Raw genomic sequence first — 20435 nt, 5'->3', positions numbered from 1 at the left:
TCTTCAGAAGCGGACACAGACCGATTGCCTTTCCTGCAGCACAGCCTCCTGGCCGAAATTCTTGCGGTACGTGTCGATGATCTTGGCGATGGCCGCGTCGTCCTTCGCATTGCGCGGATGCAGCAGAACGACGAGCTTCGAGGGTTCACGCACCACGCCGCCCGAGGCGCCACGCCATTGGCCGACGGCGTCGAGCACCGTGAGGCCTTGCGGGAACGCGGGGGTCACGGTGGTGTCGAGAAAGCTGGCCCACTGCGCATCCGATACCTGACCGCCGGCGGGGATGGCGCGGCCGAAGAAGAGCGTATCGCGCTCGAAGGCATCGAAGCCGGTGCCGCAGGTTCCGCCAGCCGTTGGCACGGAAGGCAAGCGCTGCAGGCCGCGAGCGCGGTCAGCATGAGCGCGACCAGCATCGAACGGACACGGGGAGCAGCGTGTGCCATGAACGTTCAGGCCTCGGGCGCGATGGCTTCCGCGTATTCGTAGAGCGCGCCGAGGATCTCCTCGCCGCGTTCGTCCGCCGTTTCGGACAGCGCATCGACTTCGCTGAACAGCTGCTCGATGGTGCGCACCCCGCCCTCGCCATGGAACAGGCGCGCCACGCGCAGCGCCTCCCAGCGTTCGGTCTCCTCGGGCGCCAGCGATTCGGGCCAGTTGCGCGCGCGGTAGCGGAACACGATTTCTTCGAGGCGGCCATCGTCGAAGCCGGTGCGGTCCTTGGCGAGTTCGCCGGCCGAGAGTCCGCGCAACTGATTCAGGCGCCGGCGGTCGGCGTTGCCGACGAAGCCGCCGTAGAGGTCTTCGTCCACATCGGGCGTGGCCTCCTTCGGCCGCGCATACACCTGCGACCAGATCGCGCTCATGTCGGGCAGGTCGCGCGCGATGGCGGCGTGGCGCATCGCGGTGTCGAGGTCGACGCCCCAGCGCTCGGCCATCGGCGGCGCGAGCGTGCGCAGGTTGCCCACCACCATCGGCGACTTGTTGAGGTGGATGCCCTTCACCGGCAGGCGCACCACGCCTTCGGGCAGATCGGCCGTGCGGGTGAAGAGCCGCAGGCGCAGCGTCTCGACATCGAGGTCGCGCAGCTCGCTTGGGTCATGAGCAAGGTCCCAGGCAAGCAGCTCGTTCTTGTTGGTCGGATGGCTCGCCAGCGGCCACATCACAGCAAGGCAGCCGCGTTCGACCGGGAACATGCCCGAGACGTGCAGGAAGGGCTTGGCGGTTTCGCGCATCGCGGGCAGGCCGAGCTCGCTCGCGACGCGATCCTTCCTGTGCAGGCCGAAAGCGAAGTCGAACAGCTTCGGTTGCCTGTCGCGGATCAGCCGGGCCAGCGCGATGGTCGCGCGCACGTCGGAGAGCGCATCGTGCGCCGACTCGTGCAGCAGGCCGTTGGCACGCGCCAGGTCTTCGAGCTTGAAGCTGGGCTTGCCGTCTTCCTTCTTCGGCCACTCGATGCCATCGGGACGCAGCGCGTAAGTGAGGCGCACCACGTCGAGCAGGTCCCAGCGGCCGCAGTCGTTCTGCCACTCGCGCGCGTATGGGTCGATCAGGTTGCGCCAGAACAAGAAGCGCGTGACTTCATCGTCGAAGCGGATGGTGTTGTAGCCCACGCCGATGGTGCCGGGCTGCGAGAACGCGCGCTCGATCTGTGCGGCAAAGTCGTGCTCGGGAATGCCGCGCTCCAGGCACACCTGCGGCGTGATGCCGGTGATCAGGCAGGCCTCGGGGCTGGGCAGGTAGTCCGGCGCGGGCTTGCAATAGATCATCAGCGGCTCGCCGACTTCGTTCAGCTCGGCATCGGTGCGGATGGCGGCGAACTGCGAGGGCCGGTCGCGGCGCGGCACCGCGCCGAAGGTTTCGTAGTCGTGCCAGAGAAAGGTGTGGTTCATTCAGAGCAAGGGTGAAAACAAGCGCGCAATGGAATCGCCGAGGCGACGCCAGAAATTCTGTGGCCGGTTGGCGCGCACCGCCCCGGAACTGTGCAGGTCGGTCTCGAACTGCGCCGCCAGCGGCCGGGCCAGCGCGGGGCCGTAGACCACCGCGCAGACCTCGAAGTTGAGCCGGAAGCTGCGGTTGTCGAAATTCGCGGTGCCGATCATCGCGCAATGGTCATCGACCACCAAGGTCTTGGAGTGCAGCATCCGCGCCTTGTATTCCCAGACCTTCACGCCTGCGGCGATCAGCTCGTCGAAGTACGAACGCGCGGCGGCACTCACGATGGCCGAATCGCTGCGGCGCGGCACGAGCAGGCGCACGTCTACACCCCGCAATGCAGCGCTCGTCAGTGCCATCAACGCGGGCTCGCCCGGCACGAAGTACGGCGTGGTGAGCCAGGCGCGGTGCGTGGCCGAATGGATCGCCTCGACGTGCATGCGGTGGATGGCTTCGAGCGCGTTGTCCGGGCCGCTGGTCACGATCTGCACGGGAATGTCGCCGGCTTCGAGTTGCGGCAGCATGGCGGCCATCGTGTCGTCCATGCCGCGCGGGTCTTCGCCGGTGGCATAGGTCCAGTCTTCGAGAAAGGTGGTCTGCAGCCAGCGCACCGCGCTGCCCTCGATGCGCAGGTGCACATCGTGGTACGCATCGGGGTTGGTGCGCTTGTCTTCCTCGTCGGTGATGTTCACGCCGCCCGTGAAGCCCACGCGGCCGTCGCACACCACGATCTTGCGGTGGGTGCGGTAGTTGGTCACCGGGCGCAGGCGCCGGCCGATCTTGGTGTCATGGAACAGCGCGACCTTCACGCCGGCCTCATGCAGCGGCGCCATGAACTTGCGGCCGATGCGCTTGGAGCCCAGCGCATCGAGCAGCAGGCGTACGACGACGCCCTCTTTCGCGCGCTCGGCCAAGAGGTCGCGCAGCGCGGTGCCGATCTTGTCGGGCTCGAAGATGTAGTACTCGAGATGGATGTGATCTTTTGCCGTGCGCACGGCCTCGAAGATCGAATCGAAGGTGCGCGCGCCGCCCGAGAGCAGTTCCACATCGGATGCGCTCGACACCGGAAGCCCGCAGGCCGCGGTACCCAGCCGCGCCATCTGCTGCAGCGCCGGTGGCGCGTTCTGCGCCGCGTCGCGCAGCCGGGCCAGGTCGGCCTGCGACGAGGCCCCGGCGCGGCTGCGCAGCCGCTTGATGCGTTGCTTGCGCAGTCGCTGCGGCCCGAGGAAGTAATAAACGACGAAGCCTGCAAACGGCAGCAGCGCCAGCGAGAGGATCCAGCTCATCGTGGACACCGGCGCGCGCTTCTGCATCACGATCCAGATCGACAGCACGGCGATGTAGCCACTCCACGCGAGGGAGAGGCCGGTTTTCCATTCGGGGCTGAGGACGGGAAGGATCAAGGTGACGGAGGCGGGTGGATGGGTTTCAGTGGCCCAAAGAAAAAGGCCGGTAGCGCGATGCTACCGGCCTTTGGAGGCGGTTCCGCAGCCTCATCGGCCGCGGAATGCCCGGTTTTCTCAACCGGTTGCGGCTTCTTCCGCTTCCGGCTTGGACTTGCCCTCTTTCTTGGGCAACGGCTGGATGTCCAGCAGCACTTCGTCCTTGTCGTCGAGGTCGACTTCGAGGCGCCCACCATCGGTCAGGCGGCCGAACAGCAGTTCATCGGCCAGTGCACGACGGATCGTGTCCTGGATCAGGCGCTGCATCGGACGCGCGCCCATCAGCGGATCGAAGCCCTTCTTCGCCAGGTGCTTGCGCAGCTTGTCGCTGAAGGTGACTTCGACCTTCTTCTCGGCCAGCTGCGTTTCGAGTTGCAGCAGGAACTTGTCGACCACGCGCAGGATGACGTTTTCATCGAGCGCCTTGAAGTTGACGATGGCATCCAGCCGGTTGCGGAACTCGGGCGAGAACAGGCGCTTGATGTCGCCCATTTCGTCGCCCGCCTGACGCGGGTTGGTGAAGCCGATGGTCGCCTTGTTCATGGTCTCGGCGCCCGCGTTCGTCGTCATGATGACGATGACGTTGCGGAAGTCGGCCTTGCGCCCGTTGTTGTCGGTCAGCGTGCCATGGTCCATGACCTGCAGCAGCACGTTGAAGATGTCCGGATGCGCCTTCTCGATTTCGTCGAGCAGCAGCACCGAATGCGGCTTCTTCGTGACGGCTTCGGTCAGCAGACCGCCCTGGTCGAAACCGACATAGCCCGGAGGCGCGCCGATCAGGCGGCTCACCGCGTGACGCTCCATGTACTCCGACATGTCGAAGCGGATCAGCTCGATGCCCATGATGTAGGCAAGTTGCTTGGCCGCTTCGGTCTTGCCGACGCCCGTGGGACCGGAGAACAGGAACGAGCCGATCGGCTTGTCGCCCTTGCCCAGGCCCGAACGCGCCATCTTGACTGCGGAGGCCAGCACTTCGAGTGCCTTGTCCTGGCCGAACACCACGCTCTTGAGGTCGCGCTCGATCGTCTGCAGCTTGCTGCGGTCGTCGTTGCTGACGTTGGCCGGGGGAATGCGCGCGATCTTCGCGACGATTTCCTCGACCTCGGTCTTGCTGATGGTCTTCTTGCGCTTGCTCGGCGGCAGGATGCGCTGGGCGGCACCGGCTTCATCGATGACGTCGATGGCCTTGTCGGGCAGGTGACGGTCATTGATGTACTTGGCGCTCAGCTCGGCGGCGGCCTGGAGGGCGGCTACCGCGTACTTCACGCCATGGTGTTCCTCGAAGCGCGACTTCAGGCCCTTCAGGATGTCGACGGTTTCCTGCACCGTCGGCTCGACCACGTCGACCTTCTGGAAACGACGCGACAGGGCCGCGTCCTTCTCGAAGATGCCGCGGTACTCGGTGAACGTGGTCGCGCCGATGCACTTGAGCTGGCCGCTCGAGAGCGCGGGCTTGAGCAGGTTCGACGCGTCGAGCGTGCCGCCCGAGGCTGCACCTGCACCGATCAGCGTGTGGATTTCGTCGATGAAGAGCACGGCGTTCGGCTTGTCCTTCAGCGACTTGAGCACGCCCTTCAGGCGTTGTTCGAAATCGCCGCGGTACTTGGTGCCGGCCAGCAATGCGCCCATGTCGAGCGAGTAGACCTGCGCCTCGGCGAGGATCTCGGGCACGTCGCCCTGGGTGATGCGCCATGCCAGGCCTTCCGCGATCGCGGTCTTGCCGACGCCCGCCTCGCCCACGAGCAGCGGGTTGTTCTTGCGCCGGCGGCACAGGATCTGGATGACGCGCTCGACCTCGTATTCGCGGCCGATCAGCGGATCGATCTTGCCGTCCTTGGCGAGCTGGTTGAGGTTTTGCGTGAACTGCTCGAGCGGCGATGCCTTCTCGTTGCGTTCGCCGCCGCCCTCTTCGCCTTCACCTTGAGGCGCTTCGCTGCTGCCCTTGACGGCTTCTGGCGGATCGCTCTTCTTGATGCCGTGGGCAATGAAATTGACCACGTCCAGGCGGGTCACGCCCTGCTGGTGCAGGTAGTAGACCGCGTGCGAGTCCTTCTCACCGAAGATCGCGACCAGCACGTTGGCGCCGGTGACTTCCTTCTTGCCGTTGCCGGTGGACTGCACATGCATGATGGCGCGCTGGATCACGCGCTGGAAACCCAGCGTGGGCTGGGTGTCTACATCGTCGGTACCCGCCACTTGCGGCGTGTTGTCCTTGATGAAGTTGGTGAGCGACGCCCGAAGGTCGTCGACGTTGGCCGAGCAGGCGCGCAGAACCTCTGCGGCGCTCGGGTTGTCCAGCAAAGCGAGCAGCAGATGCTCCACGGTGATGAACTCGTGGCGCTGCTGCCGGGCCTCGACGAAGGCCATGTGCAAGCTGACTTCCAGTTCTTGGGCAATCATGTGATTTCCTTTTGCCTTGCTGTAAATAAGTTCTCAGATGGGTTGGAGCTTGCGCAATTCAACAGGTTCACGCAACTGGTTCACTGACACATTGCAGCGGGTGCCCAGCCTGCTGCGCCGCCTCCATGACCTGATTCACTTTAGTGGCTGCCATGTCGCGGGAATAAACCCCACAGACGCCGCGGCCATCGAGGTGGATCTTCAACATGATCTGCGTCGCGGTTTCGCGGTCCTTGCTGAAATATTCCTGCAGGACCACGATCACGAACTCCATGGGGGTGTAGTCATCATTCAGCATGACCACCTGGTACATCTGGGGCGGCGCAGTTTTCTGCGGCCGGCGCTCCAGAACGACCGAATCTCCGTCATCCCCGGCCGGTTTTTGGGCCGGAGGGGTGGGGGGAGTCTTGGGAATTCTCGTTGCCATGAAAAAGATTCTATAGAGCGTGCAAGCACCGTGCCGCCGCCAGAAGACTTGGTGGCGCGTATTCGACAAATCAAGGGGCTTGCGCCGCGTCCGACAACACGGCGGCAAAATAAACCTGAGAGTCGCAGATTTGCTCAGATGCTGCGAAGAACCGGCTTGCCTGGCGCAGACATTTTTTTGCTCCGCGGCCGGAGGGGCGGCGGCAGATCGGGCGGCAACGCGTCGATCTCCTCGTCGCTGAGCTCAGACTCGGGCAGTTCCGGGCTTTCGACAGGCGCAGGCGGCGGCGGGCGCATAACCATCGACCCGGGCGGACGGGCAGGAGCCGGGGACGGTGCAGGTGTCGGTTTTGCGCCCCGGTTGCCGTCCGGTTGCGGCGCCGGCGGCAGCTTGGCGCCCACAGGCTCGAGCCTCAACGCGCGCCATTCGGCCTGTCTCCGCTCGTCCTGCTCCGCCTGCCAGCGTTGCTGCTCGCGCAGCAACGCCTCGTGACGCCCCGCATGCTGCCGCCCGAGAAGCTCCAGTTCGGTCCGGGCCGCCCGCTGGACCCACTGCGGCACGCACAACAAGGTCTGTTGCAAGTCCCGCTGGGCTTTCTCCCTGGCGAGCTCGAAGGCCTGTCGCTGTGCCTCCAATTGCGCGCGAACCGTCTGCGAGAAGATCCAGGCGCCGAGCCCCGCCCCGAGTATTCCCGACGCGACGCAGGCGACCAGGGAGCCGATGTGCATCTCACTGCCCATCAAGCATGCTCCCCCGCGGAGTCCCATTTCTGCAACAGATCGAGCGGAATGGCATCGGCCACCTGCGCAAAACGCTTGCCGACCATGCGCTCGGCCTGCTTCAACAAAACCGCGACCGGGCTGCTGGGCTCGTGGTTTTCGAACCACTCGCGTGCGTTGCGGATGGCCTGAAGGACTTCGTCGCGCGGCGCACGGCCCCCAACACCGGGATGCTCGGCGCTTTCCCGAGCGCCGACTTTCCGGGCGTCCGGAACAGCTTCGATGTCGTCGAAGGGCTGCAGGAGATCGACCAGCGCTTGGAGCGCGGGCGCGTCCTGGCCAAGGTGGCGTTCCGCCCAGTCGGCGATCCGCACCGCCGCCTGCGACGCCTGTGCCAACAGGTTCACCGGTGCATCGGCATCCCCGTTCGCCGCAAGACGCAATTGGGCGAGTTGCTGGGCGACGGATTCGGGACTCGGCGCGTCAGGCGGACGCGGCACCGACCACGCACGCTCGATTTCGCGCACCGTCAGATGCCTCGCGGCATTGGCCGCAACGAGGATCTCGCGCACGTCGCCCAGCAATCCTTCGGGATCAGCCAATGCCGCCAGGGCGTTGGCTCGCACGGCCGGATCGCGCTCTCCTTCGACCACGAGCTGCGGATGCACCGCGTCGGGCCAGCGCTCCAATACAGCGGACAGGGCGGCCAACGACTGCGCGAGCCCGGCGGCCTGCGCCACCCGCACGCGCGCCCGGCACAGCCAGACGAACAGGTTGATGTCCCGGGTCCGCAGCAGCAGGCGGCGGCAATCGCGCTCGATCTCGGCCCAGCTCGGCGCTTCGGGCATTCCGACAAACTGTCCGTATTGGGCGTCACCACGCGGTGTCATGCGCGAGAGCAGCACCGCGTATTCCGCGTCGTATTCGAGGCTCGGGCCGCAAGGATCGTTGACGCTCAAGGGTTCGAGTTCGGCGGCCGTCAGGGGAGGTTTGGCAACGTAGGTCATCGATGTCGGGTGGAAAAAATCAGTGAACGACGTGGGCATCGCCGCGATGGCGCGAACCGATGTACTGCTTTGGCTCGAACACCATCCCCACGGTGAAGTCGACCGCATGCACCGCGTGGCCTTCCGAGCCGCCGAGCCATGTGGACCATCCGAGCTTTTCCGAATCGTCGAGCCGGGCGGGCGGCGTGCTGTCGTTGCGCACGCGCAGCTCGACCTCCCAGACAAATTCGTGGCCGACGAAGCCCCGCACCCACTCGACGAGCAGCGGGAGATCCTGCCCATTGGGGGTAAAGCGCAGGTACTGGTCGAGCGTCAACGGCCCGATCACCAGCCGGAACTTGTTTTGCCGGTCGGCCACGACCTCTCCCGCGATCGCCCCGATACCCATGACGCTGGAAGCGCGTGCCTGACCCAGGTGGCTCTGGTCTTCGTCGTCGATGCGGATCCAGTGCAGCACGAACTCCTGGAGTTGGACCGGCACCGCGAAGAAACGGGCCAGCGTGGCAGCCAATCCGTCGGGGTTGCGGGCTTCGCGCGCCAGATGCGTCGAGGCCGCAAGGCGGGCATGCGCGGGCAATGCCGAATCGCGGATTTCCAACGGATCGTGTCCCGTGAGGCGCGCGACGTAGCGGCTGAATACTTCATCTCCAGGGCGATCCAGTCCCGCCGCAGCCTGGCTTTGCGCCCATGCGCGGTACATGTGCGTCAGGTAACGGTGGTGGAACAAATCCAGAAAATCCGCCAGCGTGCTGTCGTTGTGGTTCTCGGTGCGCTCCCGCACCAGTTCCGTGTAGTGCAGCGGTAGCGGCCCGTTGGGCCCCAGCAGGCCCAGGCCGTACACACGGACCATGGGGAGGGCCGGATTGTTTCCCGAGCGCGGAGGCGGCGCCCCTGGCACGGCCGGTTGCGACTCGCCCGGCAACACGGCTCCGGCGATTTCGCGCGGCGCAAAGATCAACGCGGCTGCCTGCCCCAACCGGAAAGACTCCTGCTGCGGGCGGCTCGCGAGCCCGATCGGGGGCTGGGGCGAGCCAGCGGCGCCGATGCGCCTCAGCAAGGCGAAGAAGCCGAACTCCCAGGGGGCCTCGCGCAATCGCATGAGCATTTCCTTCAGCGCGGGTTTGGTGGGGGAGCCCCTCACGAAACACCCTCCTCTTTGCCATCACCGCCGCCATCTCCAGTACGCATCGAACCGATCCGGACATGGCTGTCCGGCGAAAGATCGTGGTGTTCGCGTCGCGTCAGGCCGGGCAAAGGAACCTTGGCGTCGCGAGCCAGTTCCGGCGCGAACAGGCCAAGCACATCTTGCGGGTGTTCCGCATCGAGGAGTCCCGATGTCGCAAGCGAATCGAACTCTTCGATGATCTGGTCGACGCCTTCGCGCGGCTGCAGGATGTCGCGCAGCAAAGGATAGGTCTCGGCCTGCCTGCTCAGTTCCTCCAGCGTAGGAGCGGCCTCGGCGCCGAAAACCACGAAGCCGTCCCAATCGGTGCGACCCGAGAGCTGGTCGGGGTCCTGGACCACACGCACGAATTCTTCATGCAATTCGCCCAACAGGGCACCGGTCGGCTCAACACCGAGCGGCGGCCCGGCGGACGGCGTGGTCCGCGCTTCGGGGCGCGATCTTTCGCCGAGCAATTCAGCCAGCGTGTCCGTGACAGGGCGAGACCTTGCGCCGGCGATGTCGAGCACGCCGAACGGGTCGCCGAGGGGATCGATTTGCCGGCCGTTGTCGGTGCTGCAGCCATCCAGTTCGCGCAGTTCGAAGACATGCGGCAACGCGGGTTTGACACCCGTGTCTTCGGGCACAGCCGACGGGCGCTCCTGCTTATCGATGACCGCATGCACCCGTTCGGGCGATCTTTCTTCCCCTTGCTCCAGCACGAAGCGCTGCAACCCCAGTTCGAGCGTATCGCCCGCGGCGACCGGCACCACCGTGCCTCCCCGGACCCGTTTGCCGTTGCACGCGCACATGAGCGTGTAGCTGCCATTGCGCAACTGCCATTCCCCAGCTTCATCGCGCCAAGCGATGTGGCACAGGTTGGCGACGGACCACTCCCCACCATCCTGGCGCTCGGCACACAGTTGGAAGGCATCGGCCATGCTCGCGCCGGTCGGCGGAATCAGCAGGGTTCCGTGTCGCGCTTCGCCGCCGCTGTGGGTGAGGCGAAGAACCAAGGGGAACACCTGGGCGCTCCCGGTGTGAGGATTGCCGGCGTTCATGGCGAGATGCTCCACAACTTTTGCAGCGTGTTGGCCGCACCGATGAATCGCCCGTTGGCATCCTGTTGCCAGAAGGCGCTTTCGGCTCGTGCGCCTTGCAGGCGGTGCGGCCAATCGGCCCAGGGAAGATGGCGAACGCCATGCAGTGCGGCAGCAGGATCGTCATCGTGTGGGAGCCCTGTCCGTTGATCGAGCAGGGCCTGCATCCAGCGAACGCGTTGTACGGAGAAGTCTTTCTCGAGCGTGCAACTTTCCGCCCACAGCGCATGCACCGTGTTCTCCAAAGCCGCAATGTCGCCGCGGCTCGTGCGGGCATGGCGCGCGACAGCGCGCGCAAGCCAGAACTGCCAATCGAGCGGCTGACGAAGTTGCGCTTCGAAATGCCGTATGGCCCGGCGCGGAGGCTCCTGCTGATAGATCACCAAGGGATGAGAGCGCCCCGCCTTGTCGACGGATGGCGAAATCACGCCCAGTACAAACCGCTGCCGCGCGAACGACAAGGTGCCGGGCGGCAGGGCGAAAGCGGCCGGCACCAAGACCGCCCTGGCCGTCATGCCGATGTCCGTGTTGATGCATTGCTGCGCGAGCCACTGCGTCCACGCCTCCGCCTCCCCTTGTCGCACGCCGCTGCGCGCGAAATCTGCCTGAGCCGGCAATTTGCCCCAGATCGCCGGGGGAGAAATGCGCCAGGAGTTGATCAATCTTGCAAGCATGGGAGGTCAGGCCGCGCGCCCTGGGCAACGGAAGCCCTTGAGCACTTCGCTGTTGAGCGGGTTGGGCTGGCTGCCGGAATTGATGTCGATCAGCGCCTTGCGACCGTCGAACGAGTACTCGACGCTCAACCGCCCTGGCGTCGCCGTGTTCACGATGCGGCCCTTTTCCAGCAACCGGAACAGCGCCCACGGCCCATTGGCCAGGAGGGTCGAGGTCGGACCCGAGACACGTGGATTGGCCGTGATCTCCGCCATCGCCCCGCCGCGCGGCCCCGGCCAGTGGACGGTGAACGCCTGCACCGGACCATGGATGTAGCGCTGGCCCTGCCCGTCGATGTCGATGATCAGGTCGGTGATGCTGGGCTCGAGCTCGAGCACCCGCAGGTCCATCTTCCAGGCCAGCTTCTTGCCGCCGGCGTCCCTGAAGAACAGGTCGCGGATCTGCTGCGCGCGATAGAAGGCATCGAGGTTCGGTCCGCTTCGGGCCAACAGCTTGAGCAGCTCGCCAAGCAATGTCGGCCCCGTGGTTGCGGCCGCTGGCGCCGCGCCGCCAGCGCTTTCTGCGCCGGCCATGACGTTGGCCACACTCGGGTCTTTGTAGCGCCATGGGCGCACGCTGGTATCCACATACGACGCCAGGTACTTGTTGAAGAACTCGTCCGCGGCACCGCTTGCGGCGAAGACCAGCGTGAAGTCTTCGATGGATGCGTCCTGCGCCACCGCAGCCAGTGGATAGCGTCCCTCCACGCCGCGCTTGCACGGCTCGCTGACCTGCATCGCCATCAGGCCCATGATGCGGTCGAGCTGTTGCTGGGCCTGGTTGCGCAGGATGTCGGTCGACCCGAGCACCACCTTGTCGCCGCCGCTCGTGGCCAACGCGGTCAACACCTCCCGAAAGGGCGCCGGGAGCTTTCCGGCTTCCAGCTTCAGCCGCGCACCGACGTCGGCGCCCCCGGGCGGCAGACTGCCCGCCGCCAGCGCCGTATCGGCCACGACGAGCAGCGTGTAGAACTCGTTGACGAGGCCCGAGATGCTCTCGAGCCCGGGTTTGACGCCGGGAGCACCGACGTTTGCGGCACCGATGTCCGGCTGACCGGTCACCACCTCGCGCAGCGCTGCAAAGCGGTTGTCGACGATCTGTTTTTCGAGCCGCTCCTCGGCGCGAATGCCGAGATTCCTGCCGATCGCACTGGTCTGCTTGCTCAGCTCATCGGAAGCCTTGTCGAGAAAGCCCTTTTCTTCCTGGACTCGCACCACCAGCGGACGAGACAACGTGGTCTCGCGGGCCGCCGCGCGCGCCAGCCGTGCCAGCGGCGAATCCGGCGCGGCAAACTGCCGCAACACGCTCAGGTCGAATCCCAGGCTGGTGCCACTGGTTTCGCCGCCTCCGACCGTGCGGATCGATTCGAGAAACGCCTCCCAGTGCTGCGCGTATTCGTTCAGGTATTGGCGGCGGACGTCGTCAAGGAATGGATCGATCTGCAATTTGCGGGCGGCGGCATCGAGCGCCCCCGTGGCATTGCGCCCCATGACCCAGCCATCGTCATCGATGGCTTGCCCGACGAACTCCGGCAGGCGCTTGCTGAACAAGTCGTGGTAGCCGTCATAGGTGAAAAGGCCCGGCACTCCCTTCTCGAGAGGCAGGCCGCCAGCGCGAGAAAACACTGTTCCGGCCTGCGGCCCGACCGCCCGGACCAATGTGAACTCCTGTGGCGCTTCCTGCAGCATCGCCGCCTTGGCGCGCTCGTAGACGCGTTGCGTCGAGGTGTTGCTGTTCAGGAAGTCCTGCACCGCACGCACGAGCACCTCGTTGGGCAGCGATGCCGACTGCACCGGGCGCTCACCGGAAAAAAGTGCCGTTGCATGGCCCACCATCGAAGCCCGCCCGTCGAAAGCAGCGGCAGTGTCGGCGCGCTCCCAGTCCTTGAGCACCCAGTTCCGGACGTCCCGGGCGCCTCCTTTCAGGTATCTGTCCTTGTCGTGCAGGAGCTTGTAGACGCGCAAGGTTTCGTAGGCGGTCTTGGCATCCCCGTCCTTCATGCTCTGCGCCAGCACGGCCTCCATGCGCTGCAGGATGGTCGGCAGCAAGGTGTGGTCCTGCAATCGGGCGTAGGTTTCGCCGGTCGCCGCAAGCACTGGTGGCACGCTGTACAGGCCGTAGAGAAAGCTGCCTGGCGGGTTGTCGATATCGAGCCCCGAATAGCCGGGCAACTCGCGGGCGCCGCTGAGCACATCCGGCACGCCGGCCGGCTTGAAGTTGCCGAGCAATGCACGCACCTGACTGGCGAGCAGGTCGGTGCGCTGGCCGACGGTGTCCAGGTACTGGCGGTTGTTGCCGAAGCTCACGGCCAGGGCGCCTGCCAGCCACACGAAGATGATCACCGCCAGGGCATGCCCCATCAGGCGCAGCAGCCGGAAACGAAATTCCCAGCGCAGATTGGGCCTCACCAGATGGGCTTCGGGGATGATGACCTTGGTCAGCAAATCCTGGAGAAAGAACCCTTGCTGCCCCCGTTCGGACGCCCTGCCGGCGGCCTGCGGGTTCGGGGATGGCGACAAGCCGAGGCTGCGCTGCAGTCGCTGGATCAGCGTACCGGGGTCGGCGGGCAGCTCCGCATGGGCTTGCGCACCACTTGTAAAGAACACGCCGCGCAGGGTGTCGTGCAGTTGGGTGCTGTCGAAACGGGAGACGAGAAATATCTCGTCCAGCATCGGCACCAGCGGCCCTGCCAAACCGGCCAGCTCCTGCGGCAGCGCGTACATGCGCTTGCGTCGCTCCACGTCGAATTCTTCGTTCAGCCGCGCGCGCAATCCGTCGGCGAGCCGGTCCTTGAGCAATGCGAGCTCCGCCTCCACCTGCGTGCGCAAGGCCTCGCGGACCTGCACGGTCGCTCGTGCATTTTTCATGCCGTGGAAGGGCAGCGTGAAGCCCCAGGCCTGCATGCGCCCTTCGCTGGTGAGCGATTGAAAGTACTCGCTGAACCCTCGCAACAGATCCATCTTCGTGATGACCACGTACACAGGGAAGCGAATTCCCAACTCCTGACGCAGATCGGTCAGGCGGTCGCGCACCATGCTTGCATGATCGGCACGCTCCATCTCGGTCATGGTCAGCAGTTCGCCCGCATCGAGCGCAACGATCACGCCATTGAGCGGCGCACGCGTGCGGTGCTTGCGCAGCAAGCCAAGAAAACCGCGCCACTCGACCGGATCGGTCACGGGGTTGCTCTCCTGGGTGGTGTAGCGGCCCGCCGTGTCGATCAACACCGCCTCGTTGGCAAACCACCAGTCGCAATGCAAGGTACCGCCTTGCGACTCGAACACCCGGCGCTTCGATGCATTGCCCATCTGGCGTGCGAGCGGAAATTGCAACCCTGCGTTGAGCAGCGCCGTGGTTTTTCCTGCACCGGAGCTGCCGATGATCATGTACCAGGGCAATTCGTACAGATAGCGATTGCCTTCGAACAGGCGACGCAACCCGCCATGGCCGCGCAAGCCCTTGAGTTGTGCCAGGCCGCGGTTGACTGCGGCGGTGACCGTCTTGATCTCCTCCTTGCCCGTTTCATCCTTGCCCGCGTCTTTTCCGAAACTCAGCAGCTTTGCAAGCAGGTCCTCGTTGTTGCGCAGCGCCTGCCAGAAGCGGTATAGCCAATACAGCGCATACAACAACAGGATCGCGCCGATGATCGCCACCCGCGCCCCGGCCGATGCCAGCGGCTTTGCAGCGCCGATGTCCAGCAAGGGCCCCGCCTGCCAAAGCAGCAGGCACAGCGCGGCCACCCCGACCAGGCTGTACGGACCCGAAACAAGCCAGAGGATGCCAAGCACCAGCAGCAGCACGATGAAAGCCACGCGGACGCCGACCGACGCGAGCGGACGCAGCCCATCCACGGCAAGCAAGGGACCGATGAACCAGATCGCCAGTGCCAGCAGCACCATGGCCAGGAAGGCCAGCATCTGCCGGGAAAAAAGAAATGCCAGGAACTGTTTGAGATATTGCATGTGTGACTCCCGGTCCGCTTCTAGCGCGCCGTCGACGGTGCGGCGGGCGATGCGGCCGCACTGCCGTTGCCCTGGGTGACGACGATGTCGACGCGGCGATTCCTGGCTCGGCCGGCGGCCGTGGCGCTGTCGACCATCGGCATCGTGTCGCCGCGCCCTTCCGTACGGATGCGCGACGCCACCACGCCCTTGCCCAGCAGCACGGCGGTCACTGCTTCGGCGCGCTTCTCGCTCAAGACCTGGTTGTCGGGAAACTCGCGGGTCCTGATCGGCCGGTTGTCGGAGTGGCCAGTGACCTGGACGGAGCCCGACACCTGGTTGATCTCGTTCGCCACCTTGTCCAGGACCGGAAGAATCCTGGCGTTCAGGCGCGCCTGGCCCGGAACGAACATGTCGTCGCCCCTGAAAGTGACCGCGCTGCGGTGCTCGTCTTCTTCCACGCTCACGGTGCCGCGCGCGATCTCGGGCGCCAGCAACTCCTTCAGGCGCATCGGCTTGACCGGAGGCGCTGGAGGTGCGGGGGGCGGGCGCATCCGGCCAATGGCCGCGATACGTTCTTCCACATCGGCACTCTGCTGCAACAGCCGGTACTTGTACCAGGCGAAGAGGCCTGCCAAGACCAGCGCCAGCAGCGAGGCCGTCACCCACACCGGAACACTGCGCAGCAGACGGAACGTGCCACCGCCCACGCCCTTCCAGTGCGGGGAGAGATCGTGCGGTACGTCGCCGCGCGCGGTTCCGAGCAGCGTGAAAAGCCGGTGACGAACCGTCTCCAGCTGCCGGCGTCCGTTGGTCGCCGTGCTGAAACGGCCCTCGAAACCGAGACCCAAAATCTGGTACATCAGCTCGAGCAGATCGATGTGCTCCTGGGGGCTGGCAGCCAGCCGCCCCACCAACAGGAAGAACTTGTCGCCGCCCTTCGTGTCGCCATGGAATTTCGCGGCCAGCTGCTGTGAAGCCCAGATGCCGGCTTCGCCGTTCTTGCCGCCGCCCCACTCCGTGCTGTTGGCGGATTCATCGAGTGCGGTGCACAGGGAATAGCTCGCAGCGATCACATGCTCGTGCCTGACCTGCGCGCTGCTGCAAAGCGACTGGAAGCTCGCCACCTCGCGCTCGAGCAGCTGCTGCAGGATCGTCACCCCCTCATGGCCGAGCGTCGCCGGCATGTCGGCGAGCGCGCGCAGCAGAGGCTGGGCCGCTTCGAGCAAGGGATTGCGGGCCGCGGTGACCGCAGCCAGGCGCACCTGCATCGGCAACTCCGGCGCGAGAGGCACGCCCCCCGGCAGGTCGTTCGGCTGCGGGCCATCGGATGCATCAGCGTCTTCTGGAGCGCCAACGGGTTCTTCCCGGTCCAGCACGGGATCGTTGAGGAAAGGCTTCATTTCTCTCGCACGCCCCACAGTTCAAGACGCAGGCCCGGGAACTCGCCCGCCACATGCAGCGCGAGGCCCCCATGCTTGACCATGTGCTCCCAGAGCGGCCCGCGCGAATCGATCTGGAAGTAGACAAAGCCCGCGTTGAACGGAATCTGGCGCGGTGGCACCGGCAAGGTCTGCAGCGGGATACCGGGCAAGTGCGAACGGATGAGCTCGGCGAGCCGATCGCTCGGGCCGACCTTGCAGCGCGCCGGAAACTGGCTGGCCAACTGATCGGGCGGCGTATGGGCAGCCACAGCGAACACCAGGCTGGAAAAGCCCTGCAATTCGGACGGCTCGACGCTCGCCACGCGCACACCGTTGGAGCGACTGGCCAGAGGAATGCTCTGCGCGCTGCGTACCAGCACATCGTTGAGCAAGGCCTGCACATCGGCCATCAGCGCCCTGAAGGACAGGCAGGGGTCGATGTGCTGGTAGGCCGGGTGCTCGATCGGACGGCGCGTGCTGGCACGCACGAACGTGGCGAGTTCCCCGCTGAAGGTAGTCAACGCGGTGTAGAGCGCTTCCGGCGAGGTCTCCCGCACGCGCAGCCAATGCTGGAACAAGGGCTCGAAGCGATTGAGAATCTGCAGCAGCAGGAAGTCGGACACTTCGGCCGACTCGCCCGACTTTCCGTCGTTGCCGCTGAGGCGCGCCGCGAGCGTCTGGGCGCGGAGGCGGCACAGGCCGTGCAGGTTCGTCACCCAATCGGTCAGCAGCGGGCTCGCGCCATAGCCGGCGACGGGCGGAATCAGATAGGGATCGATGGCAATGCTCCCGTCGGAACGCAGCACCGTCACCCTGGCGAGCGGAAGGCCGATCCAGGCGTCCGTGAGCTCCCGTTGCGGAAGCAGGCGCAGGCGCAGGCGCGAGAGCTGCACCGTCTTCGGCCCTTGCCCGATGGAATTGGCATCGCGCAACTCGGTATCGAAGACCGAGAAGCGTGCCAGCGATGCCGCGGCGGCCAGGGCATCGTCGAAAGTCGTTTCCTCGCCGTTGGGCGTGCGAATCGGCACGGCCAGATGAATGACCTGTTCCAGATGCTCCGGCTGGATGGTGAGCGGCGCAGGCGGCAGCGTCTGACCAGGTGCATCGAAGGGCGTGCCGTCTGAAAAGATGCCCGCGGCGCTGGCAAGTACAAGCTTGCCCAGAGACAGCGACTCTGCATCGATGCTGTAGTGGCTGAAGCCCCAATAGAACGGGCTGAGCGAGGCCGCGCGCTTGTGCGCGAGGTGTTCGAGGTAGCGCTCCTGCTGCTGGAACAGCTGCGGGCGCAGGAAGAGCCCTTCGCTCCAGGCGACTTTGTTGTACCAACTCATGAATTCGATCTTTGTGCGTGCAGGTCGCAGGCTTATTTGAGGGGGATGAGCTGGATGCCCTTGGCTTGAAGGTCGATCCGCAGCCTGACCTTGTTTGCCGGCAGGACCGAGCGATACCAGGCGACTTCCGGTGCGGGGTCGATCTTTTGCACCACGCGCCAATGGGCTTGCGCGAGATCGCGGTAGCCAGCGACGACACCGATGGCCGCGAGGTCGGGATGTGACTTGCGGCGAATGGTCTTGACATCGCCGGGCCGCAGGATGAATTCGTCTCGCACGAGCAGGTCGGTGCCGATCAGGCCTTGTCGTTGCTGGAGAGCGAGAAATAGTCGGCGGCTTCGAAAGATCCTTCCGACTTGAGTTCATAGAGGCGCACCAGGATGGGTGCCGCCCTGCCCTTGTCGTCGGGGTTGACGCCAGCCTCTGCCGTGATCGTGATATCGAGCCTGGTCTGCTCTCGCGGGTAGGAGAACTGGGCGTGCGAAGGCCGCGCCATGGCCAACGTGAGTGTCACGGCGAGCGGCGAAAACAAAATTACGAAAAACCGTCGCTGCGAAGCGATTCGCCAGGCACAAGGCACATTGAAGAGCATGGTGAATAGGAAGTGATGCGATCCATCGACAGGATCGACCAGGGGCGGCGCGGCACGCTCCAACGTGCTGCGCCGCTCGAAGCCGAGGCCTGAGTTGGCTCAAGAGCCAGTCGTGACTCTCAGGACTCCTTGTTGCCCTTGATGTCGTAGCCGGCCGTGACCGCTCCGCCGCTGCCGCCCTGGGCGTTCTGCACCGAGTACTCCTGCTTGATCTTCGAGAACGACAGGCGCACGCGCTCCCTGACGCGCATCTCGTCGGAGTTCGAACCGAAGGGCTGGATGGCGGTGATGATCACGTCCGAAAACGTGAGCTTGAGGTACTCCAGCGGATTGCCACCGGCCTTGCGAATGGTGAGCTTCGCCTCCTGAACGTGCTTGCCTGTCAGGCAGTACTTCATCAGGTTGGGGCTGGAGCGATCGACGTAGTGCTCGAACTCCAGGTCCTCGACCGTGGCCTTGCCGGCACCACCGCCCGAGCCTGCGTGCATGGTGGACTCCTGGAAGGCCTTCCAGTTGAATGCCAGCACCTCGATCTCGTTCTTGTGATCGGAATCCTGGGATTCACCTTCGATGCCGTTGATCTTCAGAAAAATGTCTTGCGCCATAAAAACTCCCTGAAACTTGGTTTTCAATGTTTGACTGGATGCTCTGGCGCTCTTCGGCGCCTCGAACGACTTTGCGGGTGGCGTCTTCGCGCCACTTCATCGAACGATTCCGGACGGTTGGAAGCCAGGCCGTTCAGGCCGCTTCCTTGAGGGACGGCAACTTCGCGACGAGGCGCAGCGAAACGGTCAGTCCTTCGAGCTGAAAGTGCGGGCGCAGGAAGAACTTCGCGCTGTAGTAGCCGGGATTGCCTTCGATGTCTTCGACCACGACCTCGGCAGCTGCGAGCGGCCTGCGCGCCTTGGTTTCCTGCGACGAATTGGCGGGATCGGCATCGACGTAATGCATGATCCATTCGTTGAGCCAGCGCTGCATGTCCTCGCGCTCCTTGAAGGAGCCGATCTTGTCGCGCACGATGCACTTGAGGTAATGCGCAAAGCGGGTGCTGGCGAACAGGTACGGCAGGCGGGCCGACAGGTTGGCATTGGCCGTCGCATCGGGGTCCATGTACTCCTGCGGTTTCTGCACCGATTGCGCGCCGATGAAGGCCGCGTGATCGGTGTTCTTGCGATGCACGAGCGGAATCAGGCCCGCCTTGGCAAGTTCGGCTTCGCGGCGGTCCGAAATGGCGATCTCGGTCGGGCACTTCATGTCGAAGCCGCCGTCGTCTGTCGGGAAGGTGTGGCACGGGAGGTTCTCCACCGTGCCACCCGACTCCACGCCACGGATCATCGTGCACCAGCCGTAGAGCTTGAAGCTGCGGTTGATGTTCACAGCCATGGCATACGCCGCGTTGCTCCAGACGTAGTTCCGGTGGTCGGCGCCTTCGGTTTCCTCTTCGAAATCGAACTCGTCGACCGGGTTGGTTTTTGCGCCGTAAGGCAAGCGCGAAAGAAAGCGCGGCATCGCAAGTCCCACGTAGCGCGAATCCTCGGTGTTGCGCAGCGAATTCCAGGGCGCGTGCTCGAGGTTCGAGGTGATCTTCGCGAGATCGCGGGGGTTCGCAAGTTCCTGCCACGACTCCATGCCAAGCAGCGACGGTGCCGAGCCCGCGATGAACGGTGCGTGCGATGCGGCCGAGATCTTGGCAATGGCGCTCAGCAGTTCGACATCGGGCGGCGTGTGGTCGAAGTAGTAATCCGCCACGAGACAACCGTAGGGTTCGCCGCCGAGCTGGCCGTACTCTTCTTCGTAGATACGCTTGAAGATCGGACTCTGGTCCCAGGCTATGCCCTTGTGGCGGCGAAGCGTGCGGCGCACTTCGTCCTTGGACACATCCATGAAACGGATCTTGAGCTTCTCGTCCGTTTCAGTGTTGTAGACCAGATGATGCATGCCGCGCCATGCCGACTCCACCTTCTGGAACTCGTCCGTGTGCAGCACGAGGTTGATCTGTTCCGACAGCTTGCGGTCGATCTCCGCGATGATCGCTTCGATGCTGCTGTAGGCGTCATCGGTCATGGTCGCGGCATTGACGAGCGCCTGCTCGGCCAAGGTGCGCACGGCCGCCTCGACGGCATCCCGGGCCGCCTCGGTCTTGGGCTTGAATTCCCTGTCCAGCAAGGATGCAAAGTCGGAAGGGTTGGTGTACTGCGTCGCCAAGGGCGCATCGAGTACGGAATCGCTTGCGATGTTCATGTG

At 64.9% G+C, this 20435-nt stretch carries 15 protein-coding genes and 1 pseudogene; all 16 read right to left on the bottom strand.

Annotation, left to right across the window (positions count from 1 at the left end; genetic code table 11):
* Positions 1-3 precede the first annotated feature (3 nt).
* The 16 genes and pseudogenes from M2282_RS20550 to tssC all read right to left on the bottom strand — a co-directional run bounded on the left by M2282_RS20550 (position 4) and on the right by tssC (position 20432).
* Positions 4-360: a DUF3574 domain-containing protein gene (locus M2282_RS20550; RefSeq protein WP_280810616.1), complete on the bottom strand. Its 357-nt coding sequence runs from the start codon at positions 358-360 to the stop codon at positions 4-6.
* An 89-nt stretch (positions 361-449) separates the two neighbouring features.
* Complete coding sequence (gene sbcB / locus M2282_RS20545) at positions 450-1889, bottom strand: exodeoxyribonuclease I (protein ID WP_280810615.1); 1440 nt, start codon at positions 1887-1889, stop codon at positions 450-452.
* Positions 1890-3335 carry a cardiolipin synthase gene (cls, locus tag M2282_RS20540; protein WP_280810614.1) on the bottom strand — a complete coding sequence of 482 codons (1446 nt, stop codon included), beginning with the start codon at positions 3333-3335 and terminating at the stop codon, positions 1890-1892.
* 117 nt (positions 3336-3452) lie between these two features.
* Entirely contained in the window at positions 3453-5774 is a 2322-nt protein-coding gene (clpA, locus tag M2282_RS20535) for an ATP-dependent Clp protease ATP-binding subunit ClpA (protein WP_280810613.1), read from the bottom strand.
* Positions 5775-5841: 67 nt separating this feature from the next.
* Positions 5842-6201, bottom strand: a complete 360-nt coding sequence (gene clpS / locus M2282_RS20530; RefSeq protein ID WP_013541678.1) for an ATP-dependent Clp protease adapter ClpS — start codon at positions 6199-6201, stop codon at positions 5842-5844.
* 134 nt (positions 6202-6335) lie between these two features.
* Positions 6336-6941, bottom strand: a complete 606-nt coding sequence (locus tag M2282_RS20525) for a hypothetical protein (protein WP_280810612.1) — start codon at positions 6939-6941, stop codon at positions 6336-6338.
* Positions 6941-7966 carry an ImpA family type VI secretion system protein gene (locus tag M2282_RS20520; RefSeq protein ID WP_280810611.1) on the bottom strand — a complete coding sequence of 342 codons (1026 nt, stop codon included), beginning with the start codon at positions 7964-7966 and terminating at the stop codon, positions 6941-6943. Before M2282_RS20520 ends, M2282_RS20525 begins: the two co-directional genes overlap by 1 nt.
* Positions 7947-9026 (bottom strand): type VI secretion system baseplate subunit TssG, encoded by a 1080-nt coding sequence (gene tssG, locus M2282_RS20515; protein ID WP_280810610.1) that lies wholly within the window; start codon positions 9024-9026, stop codon positions 7947-7949. The genes M2282_RS20520 and tssG overlap by 20 nt, the downstream gene beginning before the upstream one ends.
* 38 nt (positions 9027-9064) lie before the next feature.
* Complete coding sequence (locus M2282_RS20510) at positions 9065-10150, bottom strand: TagK domain-containing protein (RefSeq protein ID WP_280810609.1); 1086 nt, start codon at positions 10148-10150, stop codon at positions 9065-9067.
* Positions 10147-10851, bottom strand: coding sequence for a type VI secretion system-associated protein TagF (gene tagF, locus M2282_RS20505; protein WP_280810608.1), 705 nt, complete (start codon positions 10849-10851; stop codon positions 10147-10149). Before tagF ends, M2282_RS20510 begins: the two co-directional genes overlap by 4 nt.
* Before the next feature lie 18 nt (positions 10852-10869).
* Positions 10870-14865 carry a type VI secretion system membrane subunit TssM gene (tssM, locus tag M2282_RS20500; protein ID WP_280810607.1) on the bottom strand — a complete coding sequence of 1332 codons (3996 nt, stop codon included), beginning with the start codon at positions 14863-14865 and terminating at the stop codon, positions 10870-10872.
* Between the two features lie 20 nt (positions 14866-14885).
* Complete coding sequence (tssL, locus tag M2282_RS20495) at positions 14886-16247, bottom strand: type VI secretion system protein TssL, long form (protein WP_280810606.1); 1362 nt, start codon at positions 16245-16247, stop codon at positions 14886-14888.
* Positions 16244-17599, bottom strand: a complete 1356-nt coding sequence (tssK, locus tag M2282_RS20490; RefSeq protein ID WP_280810604.1) for a type VI secretion system baseplate subunit TssK — start codon at positions 17597-17599, stop codon at positions 16244-16246. The genes tssL and tssK overlap by 4 nt, the downstream gene beginning before the upstream one ends.
* Before the next feature lie 32 nt (positions 17600-17631).
* Positions 17632-18095 (bottom strand): annotated as a pseudogene (tssJ, locus tag M2282_RS20485) (type VI secretion system lipoprotein TssJ).
* A 215-nt stretch (positions 18096-18310) separates the two neighbouring features.
* Positions 18311-18796 carry an Hcp family type VI secretion system effector gene (locus M2282_RS20480; protein ID WP_280810603.1) on the bottom strand — a complete coding sequence of 162 codons (486 nt, stop codon included), beginning with the start codon at positions 18794-18796 and terminating at the stop codon, positions 18311-18313.
* A 133-nt stretch (positions 18797-18929) separates the two neighbouring features.
* Positions 18930-20432, bottom strand: coding sequence for a type VI secretion system contractile sheath large subunit (gene tssC, locus M2282_RS20475; RefSeq protein ID WP_280810602.1), 1503 nt, complete (start codon positions 20430-20432; stop codon positions 18930-18932).
* Positions 20433-20435: the final 3 nt, after the last annotated feature.

This window comes from Variovorax boronicumulans (genome assembly GCF_029892485.1).
Taxonomy (GTDB): Bacteria; Pseudomonadota; Gammaproteobacteria; order Burkholderiales; family Burkholderiaceae_C; genus Variovorax; species Variovorax boronicumulans_B.
Note: the sequence above shows the minus strand (reverse complement) of the source record. Positions and strands in the feature narration are given on the sequence as shown.